This window comes from Bradyrhizobium sp. WYCCWR 13022 (genome assembly GCF_030435535.1).
Taxonomy (GTDB): Bacteria; Pseudomonadota; Alphaproteobacteria; order Rhizobiales; family Xanthobacteraceae; genus Bradyrhizobium.
The window spans coordinates 909,565-929,452 of sequence record NZ_JAUIZJ010000002.1 but is presented as its reverse complement, the minus strand read 5'-3'; the positions used below and the strand labels follow the sequence as shown (position 1 = coordinate 929,452).

At 65.4% G+C, this 19,888-nt stretch carries 18 protein-coding genes; 8 read left to right on the top strand and 10 right to left on the bottom strand.

The genetic code is table 11. The features are described from left to right. Positions 1 to 73 precede the first annotated feature (73 nt). The 3 genes from QY049_RS05615 to der are packed head-to-tail and all read left to right on the top strand — an operon-like array spanning position 74 to position 2,763. Positions 74 to 727, top strand: a complete 654-nt coding sequence (locus QY049_RS05615) for a tetratricopeptide repeat protein (protein WP_301269184.1) — start codon at positions 74 to 76, stop codon at positions 725 to 727. A gap of 54 nt (positions 728 to 781) precedes the next feature. Further along, positions 782 to 1,330 carry a hypothetical protein gene (locus QY049_RS05610; RefSeq protein WP_194476315.1) on the top strand — a complete coding sequence of 183 codons (549 nt, stop codon included), beginning with the start codon at positions 782 to 784 and terminating at the stop codon, positions 1,328 to 1,330. 50 nt (positions 1,331 to 1,380) lie between these two features. Beyond that, positions 1,381 to 2,763 (top strand): ribosome biogenesis GTPase Der, encoded by a 1,383-nt coding sequence (der, locus tag QY049_RS05605; protein ID WP_301269183.1) that lies wholly within the window; start codon positions 1,381 to 1,383, stop codon positions 2,761 to 2,763. Between the two features lie 129 nt (positions 2,764 to 2,892). Here the strand turns inward: der and QY049_RS05600 are convergent, their stop codons facing one another. From QY049_RS05600 to radA, 5 genes are all read right to left on the bottom strand, one after another. Further along, on the bottom strand, positions 2,893 to 4,119 hold the full coding sequence (locus tag QY049_RS05600; RefSeq protein ID WP_194476313.1) for an ABC transporter substrate-binding protein: 1,227 nt from the start codon (positions 4,117 to 4,119) through the stop codon (positions 2,893 to 2,895). A gap of 225 nt (positions 4,120 to 4,344) precedes the next feature. Then, the gene (locus tag QY049_RS05595; RefSeq protein ID WP_194476312.1) at positions 4,345 to 5,088 is read right to left on the bottom strand and encodes an SDR family NAD(P)-dependent oxidoreductase; all 744 of its coding nucleotides are present in this window, start codon (positions 5,086 to 5,088) and stop codon (positions 4,345 to 4,347) included. A gap of 157 nt (positions 5,089 to 5,245) precedes the next feature. Next, positions 5,246 to 6,757, bottom strand: coding sequence for an amidophosphoribosyltransferase (gene purF / locus QY049_RS05590; protein WP_194476311.1), 1,512 nt, complete (start codon positions 6,755 to 6,757; stop codon positions 5,246 to 5,248). A 28-nt stretch (positions 6,758 to 6,785) separates the two neighbouring features. Then, positions 6,786 to 7,415: a CvpA family protein gene (locus QY049_RS05585; protein ID WP_194476310.1), complete on the bottom strand. Its 630-nt coding sequence runs from the start codon at positions 7,413 to 7,415 to the stop codon at positions 6,786 to 6,788. 168 nt (positions 7,416 to 7,583) lie between these two features. Continuing rightward, complete coding sequence (gene radA / locus QY049_RS05580) at positions 7,584 to 9,032, bottom strand: DNA repair protein RadA (RefSeq protein WP_194476309.1); 1,449 nt, start codon at positions 9,030 to 9,032, stop codon at positions 7,584 to 7,586. 202 nt (positions 9,033 to 9,234) lie between these two features. Between radA and QY049_RS05575 the strand changes: the two genes are divergently transcribed. Both QY049_RS05575 and QY049_RS05570 read left to right on the top strand, forming a co-directional pair. Further along, positions 9,235 to 10,392, top strand: a complete 1,158-nt coding sequence (locus QY049_RS05575; RefSeq protein WP_301269182.1) for an ABC transporter substrate-binding protein — start codon at positions 9,235 to 9,237, stop codon at positions 10,390 to 10,392. Between the two features lie 17 nt (positions 10,393 to 10,409). Beyond that, the gene (locus tag QY049_RS05570; protein WP_301269181.1) at positions 10,410 to 12,446 is read left to right on the top strand and encodes a bifunctional diguanylate cyclase/phosphodiesterase; all 2,037 of its coding nucleotides are present in this window, start codon (positions 10,410 to 10,412) and stop codon (positions 12,444 to 12,446) included. Between the two features lie 3 nt (positions 12,447 to 12,449). Here QY049_RS05570 and QY049_RS05565 read toward each other — a convergent pair whose 3' ends face one another. Then, the gene (locus QY049_RS05565; RefSeq protein ID WP_301269180.1) at positions 12,450 to 13,175 is read right to left on the bottom strand and encodes a sulfite exporter TauE/SafE family protein; all 726 of its coding nucleotides are present in this window, start codon (positions 13,173 to 13,175) and stop codon (positions 12,450 to 12,452) included. A gap of 251 nt (positions 13,176 to 13,426) precedes the next feature. Here QY049_RS05565 and QY049_RS05560 point away from each other — a divergent pair, with 251 nt between their 5' ends. Beyond that, entirely contained in the window at positions 13,427 to 13,795 is a 369-nt protein-coding gene (locus QY049_RS05560) for a GFA family protein (RefSeq protein WP_194476306.1), read from the top strand. Here the strand turns inward: QY049_RS05560 and QY049_RS05555 are convergent, their stop codons facing one another. Then, complete coding sequence (locus QY049_RS05555) at positions 13,796 to 14,569, bottom strand: exodeoxyribonuclease III (RefSeq protein ID WP_301269179.1); 774 nt, start codon at positions 14,567 to 14,569, stop codon at positions 13,796 to 13,798. A gap of 40 nt (positions 14,570 to 14,609) precedes the next feature. Here QY049_RS05555 and QY049_RS05550 point away from each other — a divergent pair, with 40 nt between their 5' ends. Next, on the top strand, positions 14,610 to 14,828 hold the full coding sequence (locus QY049_RS05550) for a cysteine rich repeat-containing protein (protein ID WP_194476304.1): 219 nt from the start codon (positions 14,610 to 14,612) through the stop codon (positions 14,826 to 14,828). 12 nt (positions 14,829 to 14,840) lie between these two features. Here the strand turns inward: QY049_RS05550 and alr are convergent, their stop codons facing one another. Both alr and QY049_RS05540 read right to left on the bottom strand, forming a co-directional pair. Beyond that, the gene (gene alr, locus QY049_RS05545; protein ID WP_301269268.1) at positions 14,841 to 16,112 is read right to left on the bottom strand and encodes an alanine racemase; all 1,272 of its coding nucleotides are present in this window, start codon (positions 16,110 to 16,112) and stop codon (positions 14,841 to 14,843) included. 64 nt (positions 16,113 to 16,176) lie between these two features. Beyond that, positions 16,177 to 17,688 (bottom strand): replicative DNA helicase, encoded by a 1,512-nt coding sequence (locus QY049_RS05540; RefSeq protein WP_194476303.1) that lies wholly within the window; start codon positions 17,686 to 17,688, stop codon positions 16,177 to 16,179. Positions 17,689 to 18,235: 547 nt separating this feature from the next. Between QY049_RS05540 and QY049_RS05535 the strand changes: the two genes are divergently transcribed. After that, positions 18,236 to 18,442 carry a transcriptional regulator gene (locus QY049_RS05535; protein WP_194476302.1) on the top strand — a complete coding sequence of 69 codons (207 nt, stop codon included), beginning with the start codon at positions 18,236 to 18,238 and terminating at the stop codon, positions 18,440 to 18,442. A gap of 3 nt (positions 18,443 to 18,445) precedes the next feature. Here QY049_RS05535 and QY049_RS05530 read toward each other — a convergent pair whose 3' ends face one another. After that, the gene (locus tag QY049_RS05530; RefSeq protein WP_301269178.1) at positions 18,446 to 19,696 is read right to left on the bottom strand and encodes a cyclopropane-fatty-acyl-phospholipid synthase family protein; all 1,251 of its coding nucleotides are present in this window, start codon (positions 19,694 to 19,696) and stop codon (positions 18,446 to 18,448) included. Positions 19,697 to 19,888 lie beyond the last annotated feature (192 nt).

The following is a 19,888-nucleotide window of genomic DNA, read 5'->3' as shown; positions in this document are numbered from 1 at the left end:
CCGCCACGTGGGGACGGGCTTTAGACGCGCACGATCTGGCGCGCGCTCCCGGCCGGGCATGGGATTGTCATAAGTGTCTGAATTATTTGACGAAGTCGACGAGGAAGTACGTCGCGAGCAGCTCAAGAAGCTGTGGGACAAATATTCGCTCTACTTCATCGCCCTGATGGTGCTGATCGTGGCGGCCGTCGGTGGCTGGCGCGGCTACCAGTACCTGGAGGCCAAGAAGGCCGCCGAGGCCGGCGCGACCTTCGAGAAGGCCGTCGGGCTGTCGGAGCAGGGCAAGCACGCCGAGGCCGAGACCGCCTTTGCCGATCTCGCTGCGAAGGCCCCGTCTGGCTACCGCATCCTGTCGCGGCTCCGCGCCGCGGCGGAGGCGTCGGCCGGCGATCCCAAGGCCGCGGCCAAGATGTATGACGACATTGCCGCCGACCGCAGTGTCGGCAGCGAATGGCAGGATCTGGCGAAGATCCGCGCGGCCAGCCTGCTGGTGGACAGCGCGAGCTACGCCGACATCCAGCAGCGGCTGGAGACATCCGCCGAGGCCAAATCGACCTTCCGTCACAGCGCGCGGGAGTTGCTGGCGCTGTCGGCCTGGCGCAACAACGACATCACCGCCGCCCGCAAATGGATCGACGCGATCGCCGAGGACGGCGAAACGCCGCCGGGCCTGCGCTCGCGCGCCGAGGCGCTCCAGGCCCTGCTGCCGCCCGTCGCCAAGAGCTGAACCGAGAGCAGCCGAGCGAGCTGACGGTCCCGAGTGCCCAGACGAGATACCGATATGCGCCGTACGTCACGTTTGATCGCAGCCGCTGTCCTGATCGCCTTTACGGGCCTCCTGGGCGGCTGCTCCAGCGGCGGATTCGATCCGAGCGATCTGCTCGACTTCCTCGACACCAAGAAGAAGCTGCCGGGCGAGCGCAAGCCGGTGTTTCCCGAAGGCGTGCCGGGCCTCGAGCAGGGCGTGCCAAAGGAGATGTACAAAGGCGCGCAGCAACAGCAGGACGCGCCCGACGTGGCCACGCTGCCGGCCGAGCCGCCACCCGCCGAGCCCGCGAAATCGTCGAAATCCGCCAAGGGCAAGAAGGCCAGGCAGCCGGCTCCCACCGCTGAAGCGCCGGCCGGCGAGGTCGACGGCGAGGCCCAGCCCGAGGCGGCACCGGCACCGGCCGCCCCGCCGCCGAAGCACAAGATCGTCCGCAAGCGCACCACCGCGCCTCCGCCGGACCAGCAATCCGCACAGCCGGCCCAACCGGCGCAGACCACCCAGCAACAGCAGACGCCGGGAGCCTTCCCGGCGCCGCTGCCCAGCGGCACCTTCTCGCGCTGATATTTTTCACTGAATTGACAGGCGCGGCCTCCGCAGCGCACGAATGACCGATGTCCTTTACGATCGCCATCATCGGCCGACCCAATGTCGGCAAGTCGACGCTGTTCAACCGTCTGGTCGGGCAGAAGCTCGCGCTCGTCGACGATCTGCCCGGCGTCACCCGCGACCGCCGCGAAGGTGAGGCCAGGCTCGGCGATCTCGAATTCACCATCATCGATACCGCCGGTCTCGACGAGGGCGCCAAGGGCTCGCTGACGGCACGCATGCAGGAGCAGACCGAGACCGCGATCGCGCAGGCCGATGCGCTCTTCTTCGTGATCGACGCCCGCGTCGGCCTCACGCCGACCGACCGCGCCTTCGCCGATTTCGCCCGCAAGGCCAACAAGCCGGTGCTGCTGGTCGCCAACAAGAGCGAGGGCAAGCACGGCGATGCCGGCGCGATGGAATCCTTTGCGCTTGGTCTCGGCGATCCCATCCAGATCTCCGCCGAGCACGGCGAGGGCATGGGTGAGCTCTACGACGCGCTCGCCAAGCTGATGCCGGAGCCGGTCGAGGAGGATGAGGCCGAGGACGACGAGCCGATCTCCGAGGAAGAGGCCGCGACGCGCCCGATCCGGGTGGCCATCGTCGGCCGTCCCAATGCCGGCAAGTCGACGCTGATCAACCATCTGCTCGGCGAGGAGCGCCTGCTGACGAGCCCGGAGGCGGGCACCACGCGCGATTCCATTGCGGTCGAGATCAACTGGAAGGGCCGCGATTTTCGCGTGTTCGACACCGCCGGTCTCCGCCGGCGCTCGCGCATCGAGGAGAAGCTGGAGAAGCTCTCGGTGGCGGATGCACTGCGCGCCGTGCGCTTTGCCGAAGTCGTCGTGATGATGATGGATTCGCAGAATCGCTTCGAGGAACAGGATCTGCGCATTGCCGACCTGATCGAGCGCGAGGGCCGCGCGGTCGTGCTCGCCGTCAACAAATGGGATCTGATGGAGACCAAGGGCGGCGGCGCGATCTCGGGGCTGCGCCGCGACGCCGACCATTGGCTGCCGCAGCTCAAGGGCGTGCCGATCGTCGCCGTCTCCGGCCTGATGGGCGAGGGCATCGACCGCCTGATGCAGGCGATCCAGGACGCCTATGCGCTCTGGAACAGGCGCGTGCCGACCGCAGCGCTCAATCGCTGGTTCGAGCAGGCGGTCCAGGCCAATCCGCCGCCGGCCGTCTCGGGCCGCCGTCTGAAGCTCAACTACATCACCCAGACCAAGGCGCGCCCGCCGAGCTTCGTGCTGTTCTGCTCGCGTGCGGACGCCGTGCCGCAATCCTATTTGCGCTACCTCATCAACTCGATGCGTGAAGCCTTCGACCTGCCGGGCACGCCGGTGCGCATCACCCTGCGCGAGAAAGCCAATCCCTTCGCGCACAAGCGCAAGCGGCCGTCCTGAGCGACATCAGGAAACTGGTGGCACGCTTGGCTTCGTCCACCTGCAGCAGCGTTTCCTGAACCCGAAACGTCGATGCCCGGGACAAGCCCGGGCATGACGTCGTCGCAGAGCAGCGCGACCGCTACGCGGTCACTTCTTCACCAGCGGACACTCGCTGTCCTTGAGCGGCCTTGCGGCATCTTCCGCCGGGATGGTCGCGACCAGCTTGTAATAGTCCCACGGTCCCTTCGATTCCTCCGGCTTCTTCACCTCGAACAGATAGGCCGGGATGATGCGGCGGCCGTCCACGCGGAGCGGGCCCTTGCCGAACAGCGGATCGTCGGTCGGGATTTCCTTCATCTTGGCGACGACCTTGGCGCCGTCATGCGGATTGCCGCCGAGCGCCTCGAGCGCCTTGAGGTAATGGATCACGCCCGCATAGTTGCCGGCCTGGGTCATCGACGGCATCGCGTGGTTGCTCACCTTCTCCTGGAAGCGCTTGGACCAGGCGCGGGTGTTGTCGTTCAGATCCCAGTAGAAGGATTCGGTGAAGGTCAGGCCATGCGCGGTCTTGAGGCCGAGCGAGTGGACGTCGTTGATGAAGAGCAGCAACGCTGCGAGCTTCTGGCCGCCTTCGACGATGCCGAACTCGGCCGCCTGCTTGATCGCGTTGGTGGTGTCGCCGCCGGCGTTGGCAAGGCCGACGATCTTCGCCTTGGAGTTCTGCGCCTGGAGCAGGAAGGACGAGAAGTCCGACGTGTTGAGCGGATGCTTGACGCCACCCAGCACCTTGCCGCCGTTGGCGGTGACGACGGCACTGGTGTCGCGCTCGAGCGCGGCGCCGAAGGCGTAGTCGGCGGTCAGGAAGAACCAGCTGTCGCCGCCCGCCTTGGTCAGCGCCTTGCCGGTGCCGTTGGCCAGCATGTAGGTGTCGTAGGTGTAGGAGATGGTGTTGGCGTTGCAGGCCTTGCCGGTGAGGTCGGCGCTGGCACCGCCATTGTTGAGCAGGACGACGTTCTTCTCCTTGGCGACGTTGCTGACCGCCAGCGCCACGCCGGAGTTCGGCGTGTCGGTGATCATGTCGACCTTCTGGGTGTCGATCCACTGCCGCGCGATGTTGACCCCGATGTCAGGCTTGTTCTGGTGATCGCCGCTGACGACCTCGATCTTCCAGCCCTTGGCAAGCAGGCCGGAATCCTCAACCGCCATCTTGACCGCCACCACGGAGTTGGGACCGCCGATATCGGCGTAGAGGCTGGACATGTCGTTGAGCACGCCGATCGTGACGGTCTTGTCCTGGGCGTAGGCTGATGTGGCAAAACCGAAAGCGGCGCAGGCCAGAAGTGCCGCGGAGCGGCGCGCGAACGTCGTCGTCATAAAAGGTTTCCTCCATTGTCAAAATATGCGGACGGCTCTCTTGCGGAGCCTCGTCCGGCGAATTCCGTAGCCTGTCCCAGAGACGGCGGCAATGCACTTAAAGCCGGATGATGCTGCGTCGTAGCGTCATCCGTTGGTTAACTTCTGGGGAAGATGCGTTGAGGCGCTATTTCAGCGTGCCCGAGGTCTGCTTGAACCTCTGGATTCGCCGTTCAGGCGAGGTCATCACGCCGGTGCGCGGAAGCTCATCAGGCTGCGGGTCCTGTAGTCGTAGAACTTTCCGGTCTCGGTCCAGTCGGGTGCGCACATCGGGACGATGAATTCGGCGACCTGCTCGGGCGTGTCGAGCGTGGCGGGATCCTCGCCCGGCATCAGGGTTGCGCGCATGCGGGTGCGGATCGGGCCCGGGTTGAACAGATTGACGCGGATGGCCGTGTTCGCGGTCTCGTGCGCCCAGGCGCGCGCCAGCGTCTCCAGTGCGGCCTTGGAGGCGGCATAGGGGCTGACATAGGCGGTCGCCTTGTTGGCGGCGCCCGAGGTGATGAACACGGCGCGGCCGGCGTCGGACTGCTTGAGCAGCGGCTCCATGCAACGGATCAGCTGGAAGTTCGCCGAGACGTTGACTGCCAAGACATCGTTGAACGTCTTCAGCTCGATATGGCCGACCGGCGAGGAGGGGCCGAGCACGCCGGCATTGCCGACGAGAATGTCGAGCTTGCCGTAACGCTCGTGCAGGCCCGCGCCAAGCCGCGCGATGCCGTCGGTATCGGTGAGGTTGAGCGGTACCAGAGTGGCGCCGCTGCCGCCCTCTTTCCGGATCTCGTCGTCGAGCTCCTCCAGCCCGCCCTGCGTGCGCGCGGTGGCAACGATATGCGCGCCGGCCCTGGCGAGCGCGAGTGCCGTGGCAAAACCGATGCCGCGCGAGGCGCCGGTGACGAGAGCGATGCGGTCCGCGAGGGGCTTTGTCATGGCGGGGTTTTACAGGCGTGGATGGCCGGGACAAGCCCCCGCGTGCCCGTCATTCCGGGGCGATGCGAAGCATCGAGCCCGGAATCCGGAGATTGAAAGACAACGTCGATATCCCGGGTTCGGTCCTGCGGACCGCCCCGGAATGACGCCCGCGCCGTCAGCTTGCCTCCGCCAGCAGCGACAACTGCCGCGGCTGCGGCTCCGTCTGGGTCTGGTCGGTGAGGTGGGTCGGATAGGCGCCGGTGAAGCAGTGATCCGCAAACTTCGGATTGGCGGGGTCGCGGCCCGGTTCGCCCATCGCACGGTACATGCCGTCGATCGACAGGAAGGCGAGCGAGTCGGCGCCGATGAGCTCGCGCATCTCCTCCAGCGAATGCGTTGCGGCCAGCAGGCCGCCGCGGTCGGGCAGGTCGATGCCGTAATAGTCAGGGTAGAGGATCGGGGGCGAAGCGAGGCGGAAGTGCACTTCCTTGGCGCCGGCATCGCGCATCATGCGCACGATCTTCTTCGACGTGGTCCCGCGCACCAGCGAGTCGTCGATCAGGATAATGCGCTTGCCTTCGATCGCGGCGCGGTTGGCCGAGTGCTTCATGCGCACGCCGGATTCGCGGATCGCCTGCGTCGGCTGGATGAAGGTGCGGCCGACATAGTGGTTGCGGATGATGCCGAGCTCGAACGGCACGCCTGAATGCTGGCTGTAGCCGACCGCGGCGGGCACGCCGGAATCCGGCACCGGCACCACGACGTCGACGGGCACATGGCTCTCGCGCGCCAGCTGCGCGCCAAAGGCCTTGCGCACCTCGTAGACCGAGCGGCCGTGGACGATGGAATCCGGACGCGAGAAATAGATGTACTCGAAGATGCAGGGGCGTGGCGCCATCGGCGGGAACGGCTTGTGGATGTCCTGTCCGTGCTCGTCGAACACGATGACTTCGCCGGGCTCGATGTCGCGCACGAAACGCGCGCCGATGATGTCGAGCGCGCAGGTCTCCGACGTCAGGATCGGGCAGCCGTCGAGCTCGCCGAGCACCAAGGGGCGGATCCCGCGCGGATCGCGCGCGCCGACCAGCTTCTTGTTGGTCAGCGAGACCAGCGCATAGGCGCCTTCGATCTCGCGCAGCGCGTCGATATAGCGCTCGATGAAACGGGCGCGCCTGGAGCGCGCCACAAGGTGCAGGATCACCTCGGTGTCGGAGGTCGACTGCATCATCGCGCCGTTCTTGACGAGCTCGCGGCGCAGCGTCAGGCCGTTGGAGAGGTTGCCGTTGTGAGCGACCGCGAGGCCGCCGGCATTGAGCTCTGCGAACAGCGGCTGCACGTTGCGCAGGATGGTGGCGCCGGTCGTGGCGTAGCGGACATGGCCGACCGCCATGGTGCCGGGCAGGCGATCGATCACCTCGCGGCGGGAAAAGGTGTCGCCGACGAGACCGAGGCGGCGTTCGGAGTGAAAGCGGCTGCCGTCGTAGGAGACGATGCCGGCGGCTTCCTGGCCGCGGTGTTGGAGTGCGTGCAGGCCGAGCGCCGTGATAGCGGCTGCATCAGGATGTCCGTAAATGCCGAATACGCCGCATTCCTCGCGGACCGTATCTCCCTCCAGGTCGTCCTGAAGCTCTAGCGCGGCGGAGCCGGGATCGAGTTCAGTGTGGGCGTCCTGGTCAGGGTGTCGCATCTCGTCCGCGCCTCTCTTTAGGGCTCAATCAACGCGCCGCAGGTTTCTCGATCAGCTTCTTCAGGCTGTCACGAGCCGGTTTGCTGTAGCCGTCGCCACTGCCCGAAGGCTGCTGGTCGGTGTCAGCTTGATCATCATCTGGTTTGTTTTTCTTGAATCTCTTCAAGATGGTGTTCTCGGGGTCATCAGGCAAGAGGGACATCAGCCAATCCCCGGTTCCCTGGAGCACCACGCGGGACTTGGCCCCGCTGACCCAGTCCGGGCGCTGCTTGTCTGGCACCAGCCAGGTGAAGAACAGGAAGGCGACCACCACGATCAAAAGCCCGCGAGCGAGGCCAAACAGGAACCCCAGGGTGCGGTCCAGCGCGCCGATGCGCGAGTCCAGGATCATGTCGGAGATCCGGACCGTGATCACGGAGACCACGACCAGGGTGCCGATGAAGACGCCGGCGACCACGACCACGCTCGCGACCGTGTCGTTGTTGAAATAGGTCTTTGCGGTCGGCAGCAGCTTGGAGAACGAGTACAGCGTCACGATCGCCGCGGTGCCCCAGGCCGCGATCGAGAGGATTTCGCGCATGAAGCCGCGGACCATGGCAAGCAGGCCCGAGATCAGCATCACACCGAGCAGGATCAGGTCGAGGAGTGTTACTGGCATCGGCTGGTCTGGTCCGCTCGTACGCTCAAAGGGTGCTCAGCGAATCGGTGTTTTGCCGCCGCCCTAACTGAAGGCCAGACGACGTTCCCGGCAAGGCCGCAACCACGCAATCCCATGCTGCTTTTGTGACGGCTGTATAGCGGTGGGGACGCTTGGCGTCACCTCCAGCTACCCCTCTCCACGGCGGAATCTTGCCGGTGTGGCATTTTTCTCCGCCGGCGGGGTCTGATCGCCGCGACGGGAGCCCTTGGCGGCGATTTCAGCGACCAGGGTCGTGAGGCTGTTGACCGCGTTCAGGGTCAATCCGGCGTCACCGCCGGCATCGCCGCCGCGGGCCGATTCGGGCAGGACGGCGCGCTTGAAGCCGAGTTTTGCAGCTTCCTTGAGTCGGGCCGGGGTCTGCGCCACCGGACGGATGACGCCGGAGAGCGAAATCTCGCCGAAATAAACGGCATCGGTGGGTAACTGCGCATTAACCAGCGAAGACACCAGCGCGGCCGCGGCGGCCATGTCGGCCGCCGGCTCGTGGATGCGCAGGCCGCCCGCGACGTTCAGATAGACGTCGTGGCCGGACAGCTTGACCCCGCAATGGGCCTCCAGCACCGCCAGCACCATCGAGAGCCGGCTCTGGTCCCAGCCGACCACGGCCCGCCGCGGAGTGCCGAGCGAGGTCGGCGCCACCAGCGCCTGCAATTCGACTAGAACCGGCCTTGTGCCCTCGATGCCCGCGAAGACGGCGGTGCCGGGCGTACCGAGATCGCGCTCGGACAGGAACAATTCGGACGGGTTCGTGACCTCGCGCAGGCCGAGGCCGGTCATCTCGAACACGCCGATCTCGTCGGTCGGGCCGAACCGGTTTTTGACGGCGCGCAGGATGCGGAATTGTTGCGAACCTTCGCCCTCGAACGACATCACGGCATCGACCATGTGCTCGACGACGCGGGGGCCCGCGATCTGGCCGTCCTTGGTGACGTGACCGACCAGGATGATGGCCGCACCTGATTTCTTGGCGAAGCGGATGAGCGCCTGCGCCGAGGCGCGCACCTGCGTCACCGTGCCGGGCGCCGATTCCACCGTGTCGGTCCACATGGTCTGGATCGAGTCGATCACGATGAGCCGGGGGACAGCGCCTTCCGAGAGCGTCGAGATAATGTCCTCGACTGAAGTCTCGGCCGCGAGCTGGACCGGCGCATCCGACAGCCCGAGTCGCTCGGCGCGCAAGCGCACCTGGGCGATGGCTTCTTCGCCGGAGATGTAGACGATGCGGTGGCCGGCGCGCGCCATCATGCTGGTGGCCTGCGTCAGCAGCGTCGACTTGCCGATGCCGGGATCGCCACCGACCAGCAGCACCGAGCCGCGGACGAAGCCGCCGCCGGTGACGCGGTCGAGCTCGGTCATGCCTGACGACATGCGCGGTGCATCCGGGCTTTTGCCCGCGAGGCTCTCCAGCGCAAACGTCCGGCCCTTGCGCTTGGAGCGGATCGAGACCGGCACGCTGCCGCTGGTGTCTTCCTCGGCCAACGTATTCCATTCGCCACAGGACTCGCACTTGCCCTGCCAGCGGTTATAGGCCGCGCCGCAGTTCTGGCAGACGAAGGAAAGCGTGTTCTTGGCCATGGGTATGGTGAGTCGGAGGTTTCAAATGCGCTGATAGCACGAAATGGTGAGCTGCGCGGGCGTCCGTGAGCGCTCCCATTAGCCCGATTTCGCGCGGCCGATACACCCTTTGTTAGCTCTACGCCGCCCTGGCGCGCCGGACTTTGCCAAATGTTAGCGGACGCAGGTCCAGCTTCGGAACCAGGACGGGGTGGCGAAACGAATGACGATCCTCTTACGCATATTGCTCGCTGTCGGCATGGCCATTGGCGCTCTCGCGCCAGCCAGCCACGCCGTTGCGGCTGACGCAAAACCGCTCAACATCGTCTTCGTGAACCCCGGCAAGACCGGCGAGGTCTACTGGGACATGGTCGCGCAGACCATGCAGGCCGCTGGCCGCAAGCTCAACGCCCATGTCGAGGTGCTGACCAGCGAGCGCAACTACCGCACCATGCAGGAGCTCGGTCTCGGCGTGGTCGCGCGCGCCGACAAGCCCGACTTCCTCATTCTCTCGAACGAGGAGTCCGCCGCCGTTCCGATCCTGGAGGCGGCGGAGGCCGCGGGCATCAGGACGCTGCTGCTGTCGAACACGCTGATCGGCGAAGATGCGGTGCGCCTCGGACCGCCGCGAGCTACGCTGAAGAACTGGCTCGGCGACATCACGACCGATCTGACGACCGCCGGCGCGCGGATGGCGAATGCCCTGATCGGTGCGGCACGCAACGAAAAATGGCAAAGCCCTGACGGCAAGATCCATCTGCTCGGGATCGGCGGCGACGAGACCACGCCGGCATCGATCGCCCGCAATGCCGGCCTCCAGCTCGCGGTCGCGGCTGCGCCCGACGTCGTGGTGGACCGATTGCTCTTCGCGAACTGGACGCAGTCGGAAGCGGAGCAGGTCGCTGCAAACTATCTGAGCTGGGCGCAGCGCAAGGGCATCCGTCCCGCAGGGATCTGGGCCGGCAACGATCCGATGGCGCTCGGCGCACTCAAGGCTGTCGCGGCCGCCGGCATCACGCCCGGCGAGGATATCCAGGTGGTCGGCCTCAACTGGTCGGAGGATGCCTTACGCGAAATCAAGGCCGGCCGCATGCTGCTGACCGACGGCGGTCACTTCCTGCTCGGCGGCTGGTCGATCGTGCTGTTGCGCGACTACGCCGACGGTTGCGACTTCGCAGCCACTTCGCCGCACATCGAGGTCAAGACGTCGGCGATCACGCGAGACAATCTCGGCTCCGTTGCCGGGCTGATCAAGACCCGGGCCTTCGACCGGATCGATTTTGCGCGGTTCAGGGCCAAGCCGGACCATTGCGGCCGATACGACTTCTCGGTGGACACGCTGATCTCGTCGCTATCGCCGCCGGGCGACGCCGGTGAATGATGCCGGGCGCTGACGAGATGAACGATTCGACGAAGCCGACGCCATCGCGCTCGGTGGTCCGCGCGATGATCTGGGCCACCGTGCCCGTGCTGCTGCTGGTACAACTGCTTGCTTCCGCCGGCGTCGAGGTCTCGAGCTTCTGGTCTCAGATCAAGCAGCTCGATGCCCGCATCGCCCGTGTCGCCGAGAGTCGCGCCGAACTGATTGCCGAGCCGCTCTGGAAAATGCGCTACGACCAGGTCACGGGCGTGCTCAACGAGATCATGCACGACGAGACCATCGCAGCCGCCGCCGTCTACGACGACACGGGCGTCGCGATCGCCCGCGTGGTGGCGCGGCCGACGGCTCAGGCTCTCACCGAGGTCTCGCGTCCGATCGCCTACCGCAACGGCAACATCGCCGTTCAGGCCGGCCGCATCGTGATCGCCTATTCTTCCGCCTCGCTCTATGTCGGCGCCGGCAGCAGGCTGGGGCTGCTTCTCGTCGTCGGCTTGCTCGGGACGCTTGCGACCGTGATCGCGATGCGGATCTCCGCCAACATCTTCATCGGCAGGCCGTTGGCCGCGATGATGTCGGCGATCCAGCGAAGCAAGCAGGACGGCCGCGCCTATCCGGCGGACGTCAAATCGTCGAACGAATTCGGCCAGCTCGCGAACGCCTTCAATGCGATGCAGCACACGACGTCGGGCGCGCTCGACCGGCTCGGCCACATGGCCTCGCACGATCCGCTTACGGGGCTGCCCAACCGCCGTTCGCTGTCCGAGCGTCTCGTGACCTTGAGCAGGAATGCCGGTTCGCCTGACGCGCTGATCGCTTTCAATTTCATCGATCTCGACGACTTCAAGGGTATCAACGACACCTTCGGTCACGATGCCGGCGACAGATTCCTGGTCCACATCTCCGAGCGGCTTCGTAACACGGTCGAACCGCAGGATTGGGTCGCGCGGCTCGGTGGCGACGAGTTCGTGGTCATTCGCCCTGAGGTCAGCAATGAAGCGGCCGCGCGGACCTTTGCACGGCAATTGCTCGAGGCGATTTCGGCGCCGATCCTGCTGCATGACAAGCAGGTCGTGCCACGCGCCAGCATCGGCCTTGCGGTGCGCCGTGCCGGCGATCCTGAACTGTCCCACTTGCCGGCGCTGGCCGACATCGCGCTCTATCATGCCAAGAGCAAGGCGCCCGGCACCGTTGCCGTGCTGGACGAAGCGCTCCAGCGCGACTATCGCCGCCGCAGAGACCTGGAGCTCGCCATTCCCACGGGTTTCTCCGAGGGCCAGTTCGAGGTCTGGTATCAGAGCCAGGTCGATCTGGTGACCCAGGACGTCGTTGGCCTCGAGGCGCTCATTCGCTGGCGTCATCCCGAACACGGCGTGATCAGCCCTGGCGAATTCCTGCCGCTGATCGAGCGCAGCGGCAGCAACGCACGTCTGACTCGCTACGTGCTGACCGACGCCTGCCGCGCGCTGCAACAACTGGCCGCTGCCGGCCGGCCGCAGATCAGGATCGCGATCAATCTGCCGCCGTCCGAGCTCGCCGATCACTCTCTCGCGGCCGAACTGCGGGAGACCTGCGAGCGCTTCGGCGTCGCGCCCGCATTGCTCGAGCTCGAGATCACGGAGGGCTCGCTGATCAACAACATCGCCAGCGCATCCGACACGCTGCGCCGGCTGCGGCGCCTAGGGGCGACCATCGCGCTCGACGATTTCGGCACGGGCTACAGCTCGCTGGCGCATCTCAGGCGCTTTCCGCTCGACAAGGTCAAGATCGACAAGGCGTTCATTCGCGAAATCCCTGCAAGCGCCGAGGACAAGGCGATCGTCGGCGTCATCGCTTCGCTCGCGGGCACGCTGGAGCTCACCCTGGTCGCGGAAGGCATCGAGCGCGCCGAGCAGGCGCAGGCGATGCGCGAGATGGGCGTGAGGCTCGGCCAGGGCTTTCTCTATCACAAGCCGCAGCCGCTTCATGCCGTGCTGCGCGGGCTCGCGAGGGCCGGCGGAGGCGAAGACCGCGTGCTGGCCGACAGTCCGTCGATCGCACCGGAATTCGCTGCCTGAGCGCTAAGGCTGCGTCGCGTTCCAGAGCATCGAGAGTCCGGCCGCGATCATGATGGCATCCATCACCTGGCGGAACATCTCCGGCTTCAGGTGCAACACGAAGCGCTTGGCGACGAAAGCGCCCGACATCAGCGAGGAGCCTGCGATCAAGCCCTTGACGAAGACTTCCAGTGTCAGCGCGCCAAAGCGCTCGAACGTCACTGATTTGGCGAAGTAGAGGCCGAGCGAGGCGGCGGCTTCGGTCGCGAGAAAGGCGCCCCTGGAGAGGCCGTAGAACAGGAACAGCGGCACGCTGAGCGGCCCGGTCGAGACCACGATGCCGGTGAGATAGCCGATGATCGCGCCGCCGATCGCAAGATGCCAGAGACTGGCCTTGAGGTCATGCCGCGCCAGCCAGTGCCGGACCGGTACCATCGCGATCAGGAAGATGCCGATGGCGAGATCGACGGCGTGCGAGGGCAGGGCGAGCAGCGTCCGGGCGCCCAGCGCCGCGGCCGGAATGCCCGTGACCGAATAGGCCACGCAGGCCCGCCAGTCGACCTCGCGCCACCACGCCAGAATCCGCGAAAAATTCGCCATGACGGACGCGACCGCCATGATCGGCACGGCCTCCTTCGGCCCATAGGCATAGACCAGAACCGGCATCAGCATGATCGACGAGCCCGTGCCGACGATGCCGGAAATGGTGCCTGCGATCAGGCCGACGCTGAGGACAAAAAGGAAGGCCAAGGGAACAGGGCGCAATTTTCCAAGGGTGGCATGGTGCAGCTGTTTTGCCCGACGTGTCAAACGGCTCTTTGCTTGATCCGCGTAAAGCGTGGATCGGGCGGGGGGCTGGCTACTGTGCATGGGGTTGTTTTCAAGTTTTGCCCAGATGGCCCCGCTCGCTGGGGGCGCGCTCCATCGGAAGCAGGCTGCTGACAGCATGTTGGCAGCAGGGGCGGGCTACGACCATCTCCTGACAAAACGGAGAGCGGATCATGCCGGTCGAGGCAAGCTGTCATTGCGGTGAGACGGTGTTCGAGGTGACCGAGGCACCAGAGAGCGTGACGCGCTGCACCTGCTCGCTCTGCGCCAAGCGCGGCGCGCTGTGGGCCTATTATGCGCCAGCGCAATTTCGCCTGCTGTCGCCCGCCGACAGCGTCGCGACCTATCTCTGGGGGAGCCGCACCGTCAAGCATCATTACTGCGCGAATTGCGGCTGCGGCACCTATTCGGAGTCGCCGGATTGGTCGACCGGCAAGCCTGATTTCGACAATCCCAAGGTCGCGGTGAACGCGCGCCTGTTCGACGATTTCGATCTGGACGCCGTGCCGGTCAACATGATCGATGGCAAGAATTTGTGGTGACTATCGCCTCAGCACCACCCACGCCGGCGCATGATCGCTCGCGCCCTCTTCGCCGCGAATCTTCTTGTCGACGCCGGCCCTGGACAGGCGCGAGACGAGCGCAGGGCTCAGCAGCAGGTGGTCGAGCCTGAGGCCCGCGTCGCGCGGCCAGCGGTTCCGCTTGTAGTCCCAGAAGGTGTAGATGCGCTCCTCGCCGTGCAGTTCGCGGATCGCATCGCACCAGCCTTGTTCGACGAGCGAGGCGAACGCCGCGCGGCTCTTCGGCTGGATCAGCGCGTCCTTGTCCCATGAGCGCGTCGGGTAGATGTCGATCTCATCAGGCGCGACGTTGTAGTCGCCCGCCAGCACGACGGGCAGATCCTGCTTGAGGAAGGTCCTGGCGTGGCGTTTCAGCCGCGCAAACCAGTCGAGCTTGTAGTCGAATTTCGGTCCCGGCTGCGGATTGCCGTTCGGCAGGTAGATGCTGGTGACGATGATGCCGCGCACGGCAGCCTCGATGTAGCGCGCCTCGCGGTCGTCGGGCCGCCCCGGCAGCCGGTCGCGCGTCAGGATGGGCTCGGCGTTGCGGGCGAGAATGGCGACGCCGTTCCAGGTCTTCTGTCCACGCCAGACCGCGCCATAGCCGGCTTTTTCGATCGCGGCCGCCGGAAATTCGCCATCACTTGCCTTCAATTCCTGAAGCGCGACGACATCGGGCTTCGCCGCGCGCAACCATGCGAGCAGATTGGGCAGGCGACGATTGATGTTGTTGATGTTGAATGTCGCAATCTTCATGTAGAGCTACCGGCTCTCGCCTTTCGTATCCGGAGATACCATGTCCAAGTTGAGCTTTGCCGTTCTCGCACTCGTCGTCGGGTTCTCCGGGACCGCTTCGGCACAATCGGCCGATCCGCGCGGTGCGTGCAAGGCGGATTACGACAAATTCTGCGCCGGCATCGCTCCGGGCGGCGGCAAGATCATCGCCTGCCTCAATGCCAAGCGCGACCAGCTCAGCGCGACCTGCAAGGCGGCGCTGGACAGCCGGAAGAAGTAAGCGGCGAGACGCTCAGCTCGGCGGCGGAGCCGCCTTCTGCTCGAGCGGTGGCGGGGAGGGGGGCTGTTCGGCGGCCTCCGCGGGCTCCGGCTTCACCAGCGGCTCGACGAAATTGCCGCCCTTGTAGACGCGAGCGTAGCGATGTCCGAGGCTGGTCAGCACCTCGTAGCCGATCGTACCGAAATGATGCGCGAGCTCGTCGACGGTGATGCCTTCGCCGAGCAGCGTCACCATGTGGCCGCGCCGAGCTGAGTTGGGCGGAAGATCGGTGATGTCGATTGCGATCAGGTCCATGGAGATGCGGCCCGCGACGGGGCAGCGCTTGCCGGCGACGATGACCTCGGCGCCGCGCGTGCCGTCGTTGGAGCTGGCGGCGCGGAAATAGCCGTCGGCATAGCCGACCGCGATGATCGCGAGTTTGGTCGGCCGCCGTGCGCTCCAGGTGCCGCCATAGCCGACGGTCTCACCGCGCTCGATGGAGCGGATCTGCACGATGCGCGCCTTGAGGTCGACCACCGGCTGCATTGGATTGTCGGCCTCCGGCGTCGGATTGACGCCGTAGAGCGCGGCACCCGGCCGCACCAGGTCGAACTGGAAGGGCGCGCCGAGGAAGATGCCTGAGGAATTGGCGAGCGCCGCCGGCACGCCGGCGAACTCGCTGGCGATGCCGCGGAAGGTCGCGAGCTGCCTGGCGTTGACGGGACTGTTGAGCTGCTCGGCCGAGACCAGATGGCTCATCACCAGCGTGATGCCGTGATCGCCGGCATTGATGCGGGGGATGATGGCTTGCGCCTCCTGGAGCGTCAGCCCGAGCCGGTTCATGCCGGTGTCGATATGAATTGCGGCGCCGCCGGACCAGCCGGTGCGGCGGCAGAACACGTCCCATTCGGCGAGTTCGTTGAGGTCGCCGATCACGGGACGGCAGTTGATCTTGGCGTAGTGCTCGCCGGTATTCTGGAAATAGCCGCCGAGTACGTAGATCGCAGCGTCCGGCACCGCCGCGCGCGCGGTCCGCGCTTCCTCGATGGTGGCGACGAAGAAGGTCTTGCAGCCGGCCTTGTTCAGCGCCTGCGCGACCTGCGCGGCGCCGCAGCCATAGGCGTCGGCCTTGATTACCGCCGAGCATTCGGCCGGCACCGCGGTCTTCTCGAGCTTGCGCCAGTTGGCGATGATGGCGTCGAGATCGACGGTGAGCACGCCGCCGAAGGCAGCGAGCGCGGCAGCCTGATTGGCCTCCGCGGAGAGAAGGCCGGATTGCGGGATCATGTTCGGGTCGGACGCCATTGTCATGGCGCCGTTTTACGCAAGAGGCAGATACTGTTCAAGGAACTCTGCTGGTTCAAGGAACTCAGTAGTCGTTGCCGCTGCGAGCCGGCAGCTGACTGTCAGGCGCGAGGTCGCCGAACCGCGTGACCGAGGCTTCGAACGCCAGATCGACGGTGCCGGTCGGGCCGTGGCGCTGCTTGCCGATGATGACCTCGGCCTTGCCATGCGCAAGGCTCATGTCAAGCTGCCACTTCTCGTGTTCGGGCGTGCCCGGGCGCGGCTCCTTCATCGCGAGGTAGTATTCCTCGCGATACACGAACAGCACGACGTCGGCGTCCTGCTCGATCGATCCGGATTCACGGAGGTCGGAGAGCTGCGGCCGTTTGTCGTCGCGGGATTCGACCTGGCGCGAGAGCTGGGACAGCGCGATGACCGGAACGTTGAGCTCCTTGGCGAGCGCCTTCAGGCTGGTCGTGATCTCCGTGATTTCCTGCACGCGGCTGTCACTGGCGCGCTTGCCCGAGCCTGACAACAGCTGGATGTAGTCGATCACGAGCAGGTCGAGGCCCTTCTGTCGCTTCAGCCGGCGCGCGCGCGCCATCAGCTGCGCGATCGACAGGCCGCCGGTCGCGTCGACATAAAAAGGCAGCGATTGCAGCTCGATCGAGACCTCCCGGATCTTGTCGAAATCGGCTTCCGAGATGCCGCCGCGCCGGATGTGGGAGGAGGGAACGCCGGTGCGCTCGGCCACGATACGCGTGGCGAGCTGGTCGGCCGACATTTCGCAGGAGAAGAAGCCGATCACGCCGCCATTGGCGGCCTTCGTGGTGCCGTCGGCCTGGAGCTCCGGAACATAGGCTCGTGCGACATTGTAGGCGATGTTGGTCGCAAGCGATGTCTTGCCCATGCCGGGACGGCCCGCGACGATGATGAGGTCGGAGTGTTGCAGGCCGCCCATTTTGGTGTCGAGGTCGCGCATGCCCGTCGAGATGCCCGACAGCTTGCCGTCGCGCTGGAATGCCTTTGCAGCGAGGTCGACCGCGACCGCCAGTGCCTGCGAGAATTTCTGGAAGCCGCCGTCATAGCGGCCGGACTCGGCGAGTTCGTAGAGGCGCCGCTCGGCGTCCTCGATCTGCGCCCGCGGCGCGAAGTCGACCGGCGCGTCATAGGCGACATTCACCATGTCCTCGCCGATGCCGATGAGATCGCGGCGCAGCGCGAGATCGTAGATGGTGCGACCGTAGTCCTGGGCGTTGATGATGGTGGTCGCCTCGGCCGCGAGCCGCGCCAGATATTGGCCGATGGTCATGCCGCCGACGTCGGTATCGGCGGGCAGGAAGGTCTTCAGCGTCACGGGCGTGGCGATCTTGCCCATCCGGATCAGGCTGCCGGCGGTCTCGTAGATCGTCTGGTGCAGCGGCTCGAAATAGTGCTTCGGCTCCAGGAAGTCGGAGACGCGGTAGAAAGCGTCGTTGTTGACCAGGATTGCGCCCAGAAGGCTTTGTTCCGCCTCGATGTTATGTGGCGCGCTCCGATACGCGGGGGTTCCGGGCTCGGGCGCGAGTTTGAGGACGTTCGAATCAGTCGGGGCCATGGTCGAGCGATAGCAAGTTTCTGCGGCGGATGCGGGGCCGGGATAAAGCGCCGCCTCAAGCCAAAGCGGAAGTAAAAGCTCGTCGCTATCAACCGATCTTAAAAGCGGTGGATGATTAGCAGCCGCAGCATGCGCCGCGCTTGACGGATTTCCGCGGAACTCACGGCGGACCGGAAGTGGCCGCGATCGCGCCTCGGAATAATCCGGAAACGATGAACCTAATGAATTGAGTGCAGACGTATTTGAAAGGCGCGCGAAATGGCGCGCTGGCGCTTCCGGGGCGGGTTCAGACCAGCAGGAGGTAGACCAGCGCAACCAGCGCGGCGCCCACGCCGGTGGCGATCAGGGCGTAATCGGTGCGGAGGTCGTCCTGCACGTCGAAGGAGGTTCGGGTCTCTTTGCTCATGTCGACGGTCTACGGCACGGCCGTCGAGAGATATGTGAACCAGATCACATCTTCCCGGATTCTTTCGGGGGTAGGACAGGGAACAGGCGGGCGGACCGGGAATTGTCTCCCACGACCCGCCGGCAGGGAACGAGGCAAGCGATGCGGCCGGAACGGCAGCTCCAGAATTGGCGAAGCGAGGCAGGCAGCCGGCTTTGGCTGTCCGGGCTGATCGCCGCGATGCAGCATGCCGAGCGGCCCGAAATCCGGCGTCAGCCGGTCGCGCCCGAGGTCGTCGTCGAACTGAGGGCTCAACTGGCGTTAACTGCGTCTTACCGCGCCTCCCAGATATCGACCTTGCGCCACTAGACCCTATTCACCAGCAAGCTTCAGCTTCGGCTTGGCGCCACTTTCGAGGCCGCGCAACCGGGCTTCCTCGTGCGCGATATAGTCGCGGGTCATGGGGACCACGCCCTGGCGCTTGGTGAGCTGAATTTGGAAGTTCATCATGCCCTGCTTGCGGAACGTCATCTCGCAGGCGGCGAGATAAAACTCCCACATCAGCGCAAAGCGCTCGTCATAGAGCTGCACGGCCTCCTCGCGACGCGCCATGAAGCGTTCCCTCCATGCCTTCAACGTCTCGGCGTAGTGCAGGCGCAGGATCTCGATGTCGCAGACCAGCAGGCCGGCGTCCTCGATCGACGGCAGCACCTCCGAGAGGGAGGGAATGTAGCCGCCGGGGAAGATGTATTTGGCGATCCAGGGATTGGTCGAATCCGGCCCCTGGGAGCGGCCGATCGAATGCAGCAGCATGACGCCGTCGTCGCTGAGCAGCTCGGCGCAGCGCTTGAAATAGGTGTCGTAAAATCTGGCTCCGACATGCTCGAACATGCCCACCGAGACGATGCGGTCGAACGGGCCATCGATGTCGCGGTAATCCTGGAGCAGGAAGCGCGCCTGTCGCGTCAGTCCCTTTTCAACGGCACGCGCGTTGGCGACCTGCAACTGCTCCGTCGATAGCGTCACGCCGGTGACGTCGGCGCCTGCGAACTCGGCGAGATAGAGGCCGAGCCCGCCCCAGCCCGAGCCGATGTCGAGCACGCGCTGGCCGCGGTCGACCCGCAGTTTTGCGGTGACGTGCCGTTTCTTGGCCAGCTGCGCGTCGTCGAGCGTGGCGTCCGGCGTCTCGAAATAGGCGCAGCTATATTGCTTGTCCGCGTCGAGAAACAGCGAATAGAGCCGCGCATCGAGATCGTAATGATGTGCGACATTGCTGCGCGAGCGCGTCCGCGGGTTGAACTGCCTCAGGTGGCGGACGAGATAGCGCAGGTGCCACCAGGGTTTTGCCCAGTGCGGCAACAGGTCTGATTGATCGAGCAGGATTGCGAGGGCATCAGCGATGCTGCCGCGCTCGACGACGAACTCGCCGTTCATAAACGCCTCGCCAAGCCCGAGCTCGGGATTGACGAGAACTTTCCTTTGTGCGTCGGCCGTGACGAAGCGGACCTCGACCGGCTGACCGGAGCCGTCACCGACGCTGAATTTCAATCCGTCGGCCGAGGTCACCGTCAACGACCCGCGGCGGATGAATTGGGACAAGAACTTACGCAACAAGCGGTCCATAGGCACCAACCTCTCGAGCGAACCCGAAAAGATGCGACTACCCGGCCGTCACACCGACACCTGGGAAGTATATTGGTTCCAATGCGTGCGCATGTAAATCTAGGCGGCCAATTCCCGCCCCGCTAATGCGTTGTGTTCAAACCCGATATTCGAAAATCGCGTGTTCACATGCTTGTGGAGCGCGCTTCCATT